Origin of the sequence: Massilia sp. CT11-108 (genome assembly GCF_047302915.1) — a bacterium.
Classification (GTDB): domain Bacteria; phylum Pseudomonadota; class Gammaproteobacteria; order Burkholderiales; family Burkholderiaceae_D; genus Telluria; species Telluria orientalis.
Genome location: NZ_JBKYMO010000763.1, coordinates 1 through 1,939 on the forward strand (window position 1 = coordinate 1; position 1,939 = coordinate 1,939).

The following is a 1,939-nucleotide window of genomic DNA, read 5'->3' on the forward strand; positions in this document are numbered from 1 at the left end:
GGGGCGCCGGTTTCACGCGCTGGCCGGCCTTGCCCGCGGCGCCGGCAAGCGAAGCGGCGGCGCCGAAGACGAGGACAGCAAGGGCGGCGGAAGGGAGGCGCATGCCTCCATCTTGCCAGAACCGCCCGCGGCGGGGGTTACGACTCGCTGTCGAGCACCGCTTCGGAGACCGAGGTCATCATGTGCCCAAGCTTGGCCTGCTTGGTGTTCAGGTAATTCTCGTTGTAGACGTTGCGGTTGACGAGCAGCGGCACGCGCTCGGCGACCTTGATGCCCAGCTTGCCGAGGGCGTCGATCTTGCGCGGGTTGTTCGTCATCAGGCGCACGGCCTCGATGCCGAACTGCTCCAGCATCGGCAGCACGAGTTCATAGTTGCGCGCGTCGGCGTGGAAGCCCAGCTGCAGGTTCGCCTCGACCGTGTCGGCACCGGCTTCCTGCAGGCGGTAGGCGCGGATCTTGTTCACGAGGCCGATGCCGCGGCCTTCCTGGCGCAGGTACAGCAAAATGCCGCGGCCTTCGTCGGCGATGCGGCGCAGCGCGGATTCCAGCTGGGCGCCACAGTCGCAGCGCTGCGAGAACATCACGTCGCCCGTCAGGCATTCGGAGTGGATGCGCGCCAGCGGGGCGTCGCCCGTGGACAGGTCGCCCAGCGTCATCGCCAGATGCTCCTTGCCCGTCGAATGCTCGACGAACGCATGCAGGGTGAACTGCGCCCACGGCGTCGGCAGGGAGCACGACGTGACGTAGTCGACGAGGTTGGACGGCGCGGTGGCATTGTCTTGCATGGCTTTTCCTGGGCGATGGCGTAAATAATGGTTACGTAACAGGCGAGTTTACCGGAAATCGGACATGGCCGTGTAGTTCGCCCCTTCGCGGCCCCTCCGCTTCTCCATCCGATCTGGGTGCTGCTGGTCGGAAATACAACAATGCGTCGCGGGTGTTCACGTGGTGCAACACAATTCCCGCACGGAATCTTGGCTGTGCTAGGCTCCAGTTCGCCATGCCAAATCCCCTGAAATCCGTCCGCCGCCTGCTCCCGCGCGCCCTCGGCGCCTGGCTCGCCCTCGCTTTCGTGCTGCTGTCCGTCGTCCTCACGCTGGTGCTGACGTCCATCATCGAACGCAAGTCGGCGGAACAGGTGCAATCGAGCATCGGCCACGGCCTGGCCGAGCTGGCGATGCAGACGTCCGACAAGCTGGAACGCGGCATGTTCGAACGCTACCGCGAGGTGGGCCTGCTGGCCCGGCGCCGCGTGCTGGCCGAAGAGCAGCCGCAGGAGCGCCGCCGCGCCACGCTGGACGGCATCCGGCACAGCCTCGGTTACTACAGCTGGATCGGCCTGGCCGGCCTGGATGGCAAGGTGCAGGTGTCGGCCCAGGGCCTGCTGGAAGGCGCGGACGTGTCCAAGCGCCCGTGGTTCCGCAATGCCCTGCGCGGCATCCACGCGGGCGACGTGCACGAGGCGGTACTCCTGGCGCGCTACCTGCCCAGGCAGGACGAGCCCTGGCGCTTCGTCGACGTCGCCTTTCCCTACGTCGACGACGAGGGCGTGACGCGCGGCGTGCTGGGCGCGCACCTGTCGTGGCAATGGGCGCGCGACGTCGAGCGTTCCGTGATGGCCGGGATCACGGCGCGGCGCCAGGTCGAAGCCCTGATCGTGGATGCGGACGGCAACGTGCTGCTCGGACCGGCCGACGTGACGGGCCGGCGCCTGACCCTGCCGAGCCTGAAGGCGGCCCGTGCGCAGCGGCGCGGCGGCTACGTCGTCGAGACGTGGCCGGACGGCCGCTCGTACCTCGTCGGCTACCAGCTGGGGCACGGCTACGGCGAGTATCCCGGCCTGGGCTGGACCGTGCTCGTGCGCCAGAACGTCGACGACGCGTTCGCCCCCGTGCGCCGCCTGCGCGAATACGGCCTGGCCGCCGGCGTGGTGCTGGCG

The 1,939-nt window shown here is 68.4% G+C and carries 2 protein-coding genes; one reads left to right on the top strand and one right to left on the bottom strand.

Going from position 1 to position 1,939, the window contains the following annotated elements; translation table 11 throughout:
- Positions 1 to 137: 137 nt before the first annotated feature.
- Positions 138 to 785: a GTP cyclohydrolase II gene (ribA, locus tag ACEN88_RS30390; RefSeq protein ID WP_413345711.1), complete on the bottom strand. Its 648-nt coding sequence runs from the start codon at positions 783 to 785 to the stop codon at positions 138 to 140.
- 215 nt (positions 786 to 1,000) lie between these two features.
- Here ribA and ACEN88_RS30395 point away from each other — a divergent pair.
- Positions 1,001 to 1,939: cache domain-containing protein (locus tag ACEN88_RS30395; protein WP_413345713.1), on the top strand; the 939-nt coding region annotated here is incomplete at its 3' end.

Excerpts from the sequence above, each read along its gene's own strand:
- ribA (WP_413345711.1), bottom strand. The coding sequence starts at position 785 with ATGCAAGACAATGCCACCGCGCCGTCCAACCTCGTCGACTACGTCACG.